This is a genomic window from Nostoc sp., assembly GCF_036917975.1.
Lineage (GTDB): Bacteria > Cyanobacteriota > Cyanobacteriia > Cyanobacteriales > Nostocaceae > Nostoc.
This window is the reverse complement of record NZ_JBALEJ010000046.1, coordinates 1-6,539: the sequence shown is the minus strand read 5'-3', so window position 1 is coordinate 6,539 and position 6,539 is coordinate 1. Positions and strand designations below refer to the sequence as shown.

General features: G+C 46.4%; 9 protein-coding genes. 8 read left to right on the top strand and 1 reads right to left on the bottom strand.

The features are described 5' to 3' along the window. Window positions 1–438: 438 nt before the first annotated feature. The 7 genes from V7K76_RS19695 (at window position 439) to V7K76_RS19665 (ending at window position 4,906) form a co-directional block, all read left to right on the top strand. On the top strand, window positions 439–819 hold the full coding sequence (locus V7K76_RS19695; protein WP_334951996.1) for a DsbA family protein: 381 nt from the start codon (window positions 439–441) through the stop codon (window positions 817–819). A 73-nt stretch (window positions 820–892) separates the two neighbouring features. After that, entirely contained in the window at window positions 893–1,330 is a 438-nt protein-coding gene (locus tag V7K76_RS19690) for a cupin domain-containing protein (RefSeq protein WP_334951991.1), read from the top strand. Window positions 1,331–1,418: 88 nt separating this feature from the next. After that, complete coding sequence (gene tehA / locus V7K76_RS19685; RefSeq protein WP_334951989.1) at window positions 1,419–2,423, top strand: dicarboxylate transporter/tellurite-resistance protein TehA; 1,005 nt, start codon at window positions 1,419–1,421, stop codon at window positions 2,421–2,423. Between the two features lie 113 nt (window positions 2,424–2,536). Then, the gene (locus V7K76_RS19680) at window positions 2,537–3,289 is read left to right on the top strand and encodes an SDR family oxidoreductase (RefSeq protein ID WP_334951987.1); all 753 of its coding nucleotides are present in this window, start codon (window positions 2,537–2,539) and stop codon (window positions 3,287–3,289) included. A gap of 53 nt (window positions 3,290–3,342) precedes the next feature. Continuing rightward, window positions 3,343–3,891: a DNA starvation/stationary phase protection protein Dps gene (gene dps, locus V7K76_RS19675; protein ID WP_334951985.1), complete on the top strand. Its 549-nt coding sequence runs from the start codon at window positions 3,343–3,345 to the stop codon at window positions 3,889–3,891. Window positions 3,892–4,013: 122 nt separating this feature from the next. Continuing rightward, on the top strand, window positions 4,014–4,142 hold the full coding sequence (locus V7K76_RS19670; protein WP_334951983.1) for an alpha/beta fold hydrolase: 129 nt from the start codon (window positions 4,014–4,016) through the stop codon (window positions 4,140–4,142). Beyond that, window positions 4,127–4,906, top strand: coding sequence for an alpha/beta fold hydrolase (locus tag V7K76_RS19665; RefSeq protein ID WP_334951981.1), 780 nt, complete (start codon window positions 4,127–4,129; stop codon window positions 4,904–4,906). The genes V7K76_RS19670 and V7K76_RS19665 overlap by 16 nt, the downstream gene beginning before the upstream one ends. Window positions 4,907–4,926: 20 nt before the next feature. On the opposite strand, the gene V7K76_RS19660 is transcribed toward V7K76_RS19665, so the two are convergent. Beyond that, window positions 4,927–5,076 carry a hypothetical protein gene (locus tag V7K76_RS19660; RefSeq protein ID WP_335029962.1) on the bottom strand — a complete coding sequence of 50 codons (150 nt, stop codon included), beginning with the start codon at window positions 5,074–5,076 and terminating at the stop codon, window positions 4,927–4,929. Between the two features lie 109 nt (window positions 5,077–5,185). Here V7K76_RS19660 and V7K76_RS19655 point away from each other — a divergent pair, with 109 nt between their 5' ends. Beyond that, window positions 5,186–6,226: an alpha/beta hydrolase gene (locus tag V7K76_RS19655; RefSeq protein WP_334951977.1), complete on the top strand. Its 1,041-nt coding sequence runs from the start codon at window positions 5,186–5,188 to the stop codon at window positions 6,224–6,226. Window positions 6,227–6,539 lie beyond the last annotated feature (313 nt).

Below are 6,539 nucleotides of genomic sequence, written 5' to 3'. Positions count from 1 at the left end.
AGCTTAAAATTATTGACAATCACTCAAGCCTAAAAAAAACCTTTAACTATTATGAGCAGCTATTTATAGCTTATTTTCTTACATCGAACTCAGGTTTCTCTAGGAGACGCTGTTCGCGTTCGGGTCTACGTTCCTCAACGCAACTGCCAAAAAATTGGTATTTTTTGGGTTTCACGACCTTCTACCCAACCTACATTTTGGCTTAGGCATCCAACTAAAGTTTGAATTTAGATTCAAACCTTAGTTGGAGCGAAACTTCCACTGATATATGGATTGATTCATCAATCATTGTATTGTCTAAAAGTTTCAACTCTGAGTGGACGACAAGTTAGAGTTAATTGCATATATTTAATTTAAGCAAACATTGAGAGCAGTTTAGTTGCAATATCTAAGTTTGCTTGACACAAATAAAGTAGAAAGAGAGTTGTATGCTCAACGCTGGTGCTGAACATACAACCGTCGGAGGTATCAGTAATTCATTCTCATGCTCAACGTGCAGCTGAAGTTGCTGCTGTCCAAGGTCAATTTTGGCCAATGCATGAAATGCTGTTCAGCCATCAACAAGAGTTGGGAAACGGCTATCTGGTGAAGTATGCCAATAATCTAGGACTTGATATTTGCCAATTTTTGCAAGATATATCTAAAAAAGTGTACATTGATGCGGTCAATGAAGATATTGAAAGTGGATTACACAGTGGAGTAACGGCTGCCCCAGCAGTATTTATTAATGGAATTCCCTATAGCGTAGGCGTAGCCCAACCCAGGCATCGCTGGAAAATTGAGCAGTTGATGGCAGCTATTATCACTGCAAGTCATTAAGTTTCCTGATTCTTAACCACACAACCAAAATTACAGCTGATTACGCAAGCAATTAATCAATAGGAGCAATCTAATGGTGCAATCTCTCTGGCTTTTTGGCACTCGTCTCAACATCGTTGCCGATCACACCACGACCGGAGGTCAGTACGATCTGATCGAAGGCTACTTCGCTCCCGGCACACAAACACCCCCCCATCGCCACACGCGCTATTCCGAACAACTCTACGTTCTAGAAGGGGAGTTCACGGTCTGGGCAGGTGAAAACAAGGTTGTGCTGAATGCTGGTGAAAGCTTCCTGATTCCTGCTGGCACACCCCATGTAGTCGCCGCACTCAGCGATCAGCCAGCTCGCGGGTTGGTGGTTGCTGCGCCGAGTGGCTTTGCTCGGCTAGTCGCAGCAGTTGGTACAGAGGATGAGACAGAAGCATCGGACATGGAGCTGTTTGATCGCATTTCCACCGAGATCGGCGACGAAATTCTGGGGCCGCCCGGAGCCTTACCCTCAGCATGAGGTGATTTTGGCGCGCACTCCGATAAGTACTCACTCTGGGGACGAATCGTAGAGTTGCATCTCTCTATTGTTGCCAGGAAGCTAGACCATGAGAAAATCACGTCTAAAGCCTGCCGTATTGAAAGACTATCGCATCACGATTCCTGCTTCCTTTTTCAGCATGATTCTGGGTTTAGCAGGATTGGGTAGTTGCTGGCGAGTAGCTGCTAAACTCTGGCATCTCCCTGCCTGGATTGGCGAAGCAATTATGCTGCTTACAGTTGTAATCTGGCTCGTGTTGTTGCTGCTCTATGTCAGCAAATGGCTGTGGGCGAGAACAGATGCCCTAGCTGAGTTTGAGCATCCTGTTTTGTGTTGCTTTATTGGGTTGGTGCCTGTATCTACGGTGCTTGTGGGGCTAGCGATCGCGCCCTACTCCCGTGCGATCGCTGTTGTATTATTCGTTGTAGGTGCAATTGGTCAGTTGAGCTTTGGCGTGTATCGTTCCGGTCAGCTATGGATGGGAGGGCATAAGCCAGAAACAATCACACCCATTCTTTATCTGCCTACAGTCGCGGGTGGTTTTGTCAGCGCGATCGTTGCCAGTACCTTTGGTTATCGAGAGTGGGGCGCGTTATTTTTTGGGGCGGGGATGTTTTCGTGGCTAGCACTGGAGTCCATCATCATCAATCGGCTGTACTTGTTTGAAGAACTGCCTAAACCACTGCGTCCAACGCTGGGCATTCAACTAGCACCCCCTGTCGTTGGCTGTGTTGCTTATTTGAGTATCACCAGTGGTCAGCCTGATACTTTCGCCCAAATCCTCTTCGGCTATGGACTTTTACAGGCGTTGGTTCTACTGCGGCTGCTACCGTGGTTATTTCAACAACCATTTACAGCCTCCTACTGGGCATTCACCCTCGGCGTTGCCGCTCTGTCGCTGTCATCCCTGCGCTTAGTTGAACGTGGCATGACTGGAGTGATGGAAAAGATGGCAATACTGTTATTCGTTGGCGCAAATATCGTGATTGGCAGTATTGCTTTGGGAACAGTACGGCTGTTACTGCGAGGGAAATTACTACCATTGCCTGCGACAGGCGATCGCAGTAAATAAGCAATATCATTCAGCGATTTTTATAGTTTCTCATAGAACAAGACAGATTGCGTAATTGTCTAGTGCATTGAAGGCAAACATCAATACAAAATTCACACAAACAGAGAAATTTTATGGCGGGTAAACTTACAGGTAAAATCGCATTAGTCACAGGTGGTAGCAGTGGAATCGGACTCGCTACAGCCCAACGGTTTGTACAAGAGGGGGCTTACGTCTTTATCACTGGTCGTCGTCAAAACGAACTTGATGCTGCGGTGAAGAAGATTGGAGAAAACGTCACTGCTGTTCAGGCTGATGCATCGAATCTCGCAGATATCGATCGTCTTTACACGACGATTAAGCAGGAGAAAGCACACCTCGATATCCTCTTCGCTAACGCTGGAGGCGGCGGACTTGCCCCACTCGGCTCGATTACCGAGGAGCATTTCGATAAGACCTTTAATACCAATGTCAAGGGTTTACTCTTCACTGTACAAAAAGCACTGCCGTTGATGCCAGAGGGTTCATCCATCGTCCTCAATGCTTCGACCACTTCCATTCAAGGCACTCCAGCGTTCAGCGTTTACAGCGCAACCAAAGCTGCTGTGCGCTCCTTTGCCCGTAACTGGACACTCGACCTCAAAGAGCGCAAGATTCGCGTCAATGCCATCAGCCCCGGTGTGGTTCCGACTCCTGGCTACAATCTTTTGGGATTAAGTGAGGAACAGGTGCAGGGCTTTGTGGCTAGCCAGGTTGACACTATCCCCCTTGGGCGGGTAGGCACACCGGACGAAATCGCTAAAGCGGTTGTTTTTCTTGCCTCGAATGACAGCAGCTTTGTCAATGGCATCGAATTGTTCGTCGATGGTGGTATGGCACAAGTTTGAATGCGCTTGCGAACGTTTACTTATGACAAAACAACATATTGGGAGTAGGACTTATGACTGCAACAACTAAGAAAAATGACACTAAATCGTTCGTTTACTCAACGCGAATTGATATTCCCGTAGAAATCCGATCGCAAGTAAATACCTTACTGAATCAAAGCTTGGCAACTGTGATCGACTTGAAGAGCCAGATCAAATATGCTCACTGGAATGTCAAAGGTAAATATTTTTACCAACTCCATCTACTGTTTGATGAAATTGCTTCCGAAGTTGAAGAATTTATTGATTTGATTGCCGAACGCATCGCAACATTGGGGGGAAAAGCACTGGGAACCGCCCGGATTGCGGCCAAAGAATCAGAACTGCCTGAGTATCCCTTCGATGCAGTTGATGGCACAGATCATGTCATTGCACTTGGCGATCGCTTGGCAATTTACGCCAAATCCCTCCGTAAAAACATTGAAAAAACAAATAATTTGGGTGACACGGATACCAATGATCTCTTTGTTGAGATTTCACGGGCGATAGACAAGCGGTTGTGGTTTTTAGAAGCCCATCTGCAAACCTCATTTCAGAACCAGGATCGTGCAGACCAAACGTGAGCAGTGATTGATGAAGAATAACTTATTTACACGCCGAAAATTATTAAATGTAGGGATGTTAGTAGGTTTAGGTTTTACTACTGCCCCAGCGATCGCACTATAACCTTACAGAGAATAAAGTCATGACCGCATTTCGCACAGTTTCGATCGATGGTTTAGATATCTTTTATCGAGAAACTGGTTCTCGTAATAATCCGACAATTCTGCTATTGCACGGCTTCCCGACTCATCTCACATGTTCCGCAATCTGATATCTGCCCTTAGCGATCGCTTCCATCTGGTTGCACCCGATTATCCAGGTTACGGCAACAGTTCAATGCCAACCGTGAATGAGTTTGATTACACCTTTGATCGCCTAGCCCAGATCGTGGAGAAATTTATTACCGCGATCGATCTCAAACGCTATAGCCTTTACGTGATGGATTATGGCGCTCCCATTGGCTATCGAATTGCAGCTAAATATCCAGAGCGAGTGGAAGCGCTGATTGTCCAAAACGGGAATGCTTACGAAGAAGGTCTGCGTGAATTTTGGGAACCAATTAAGGCTTACTGGCAAGAGCGATCGCCTGAGAATGCTGACAAGCTTAAACACCTTGTCAACTTGGAAGCAACGAAATGGCAATATACCAACGGTGTTCGCAATCTCGAAGCAATCAGCCCTGATACCTGGAATATGGATCAACTGTTCCTCGATCGCCCAGGAAACGATGAGATTCAGCTGGCGCTGCTGTATAGCTATGGCACGAATCCACCGTTATACCCGCAATGGCAGGAGTATTTCCGCAAATATCAGCCACCAACCCTGATTGTTTGGGGTAAGAATGACTACATTTTCCCCCCAGAAGGCGCTCATCCCTACAAGCGCGACCTGAAAGACGTGGAGTTGCATTTACTTGATACTGGACATTTTGCCCTGGAAGAAGAAGGAGATGCGATCGCTGACCATATTTACCGCTTTCTGACCACTCACGTTGTAGAGAACACCAAGCTAACCACCAGTAACGAATGGCACTAAGAAAAGCCCAAAGGCTTGTGTCACCTCGTTCCCAGCCTCCAGGCTGGGAATGTATTCAAAGAGGCTCTGCCTCTTGTCAAGCTACTGGAGGCGGAGCCTCCCAGAATGGTTTCCCAGCCTTCAGGCTGGGAACCAGTCAGAGCAAGGGCTGTATCTTTTATTAGTGCCATTCCCACCAGTAACAAATAGTTTTGGCTCTTAAACGATGTCAGTAAAAAGTGATTGTGATTTTACAATTACTGCTCTTCAAACAACAGTGTTAAATCAATTAACTTAACAGTGCCATCTCAACAGATTGTCTACAATTTATTAAAGGAGAATGTCATGGTTGCTCAAGCAAACTCGCAAGCAGTAAAAATTCTGGAAGTTGCAGAAGATCCGCGTCTTTCTACAGGAGTGAAGGCATTTTTGAAATTGCTAAATTCAGGAGGTGTGGGTTTAGAGAAGTTAAATCCACTCGAAGCGCGTCAAGTACTCGTGGATGCACAGGCTGCCGTTGAAGTGGATCTTTCAGGCATTGACGAGTCTGAGAAGACAATTACTGCTGACGGTTATCCAATCACGCTCAATATCGTGCGACCAGCAGGTGTTCAAGGCATATTGCCTGTTTTCATCTTTATTCATGGTGGTGGTTGGGTGCTAGGTGATTACCCAACACACAAGCGCATGGTTCGCGATCTCGTCGTGCTTTCAGGGTTTGCAGGTGTCTTTGTCAACTACACTCGCACGCCAGATGCTCAGTACCCACAGGCAATCAATGAGATTTATGCTGCGACCAAATGGGTTGCCGAGCATGGCGAGGAGATTGGCGTGGATGGCAAGAATTTGGCAGTCGTTGGCAACAGTGTCGGCGGCAACATGACAACTGTCACTGCTTTGAAGGCGAAAGAAAAAGGAGGGCCACACATCAAGCTGCAAATCATGATGTGGCCCATTGTAGATGCTGATTTTGAAACGAATTCTTATCACCAATTTGGCGATCAGCGTTTTCTGACTGTACCAACGATGAAGTGGATGTATGACATGTACATCGCTGACCCAGAAAAGCGCAAAGACATCTATGCTTCTCCCTTACAGGCGACGGTTGAGCAACTCAAAGGCTTGCCTCCGGCATTAATTGTGGTTGCAGAGAGCGATATTTTGCATGACGAAGGCACAGCCTATGGACGCAAGCTCGATGAAGCTGGGGTCGAGGTGACAACTGTACAGTACAACGGCATGATTCATGACTTCGGACTACTGAATGGTTTAGCAGAGTTGCCAGAAACCCGTTCTCTGTTTGTTCAAGCTGCTGCCCAATTGAAGAAATATCTGCAATAGAATGCCATCAATATTTTTGGGGAAGGCAAAAGACGCTCTTCCATCGCTTTGCTGCTTACCGAGTTAGCGTAGGGGAAAAGGGGAATATGCTCGGCGGTTGCCTTCAGCACTGTGCTTTGTGCGATCACCTCATTAATCAATCCAAAGAGTCAATCAATTTTGGATTTTAGAAAAAGCGATAGCGTAGCGTAAAGCCTGCGGCATAGATCCGCTTAGAGCGACTGTGCGTAGCGTCTTTTAGATTTGTTCCGCTTAACCCTGTTTTGTCACTCTGGGAAAATAAAAATCAAAGCCAAATTTTGAACTGTAGATA